Origin of the sequence: Collinsella sp. LCP19S3_H3 (assembly GCF_052119145.1) — a bacterium.
GTDB lineage: Bacteria > Actinomycetota > Coriobacteriia > Coriobacteriales > Coriobacteriaceae > Collinsella.
Genome location: NZ_JBQKFW010000046.1, coordinates 1 through 613, shown reverse-complemented (window position 1 = coordinate 613; position 613 = coordinate 1). Strand labels below are relative to the sequence as shown.

General features: G+C 60.4%; 1 protein-coding gene. It reads right to left on the bottom strand.

Going from position 1 to position 613, the window contains the following annotated elements; all coding sequences use genetic code 11:
* Positions 1 to 93: 93 nt before the first annotated feature.
* Positions 94 to 613 (bottom strand): amidohydrolase family protein (locus tag ACTQZF_RS09230; protein ID WP_441555112.1); only part of this gene is annotated, 520 nt, incomplete at its 5' end.

Here is a 613-nt window from a genome sequence, read left to right as displayed (position 1 = left end):
CGTCGAGGCCCTTGAGCATTCCGCGGTACTCCTCGATATCGCCCAATGCACCGTAAATCATCTAAATCCCCTCTCGGATCGTTTCTTTGGCGGCTACTCGGCAAACGCGTTAGCGACGCTGTTGCCACCCACATACGTCTCGACCAGGGTAAGGTCGGGATTGAACACGACAAAATCGGCATCGCGACCCGGCATGATGCTGCCACATTTATCCTCGACGTGAGCAGAGCGCGCGGGCACCTCGGTCGCCATGCGAATTGCGATATCGGCGCTCGCGAGACCCCAGTCGACGATGTTCTTGACACCCTGTGCGAGCGTGAGCACCGAGCCGGCGATAGCAGAGCCATCGGCAAGCCAGCAAAGGTTGTCCTTCATAATGACATCCATGCCACCGCTGGTGTACTTGCCCTCGGGCATGCCGCCGCAACCCAGGCAGTCGGTGATCAGCACTGTGTGCTGCCAGCCCTTGGCCTGCAGCAGCGCCTTGATAGCGCCAGGGTTCACGTGCTTGCCGTCACAGATGATCTCGGCGTAGGTCTCGGGCGTGGACATGGCAGCACCCACAACACCGGGCTCACGGTGATGCAGTCCGCGCTGGCCGTTATAGGTATGC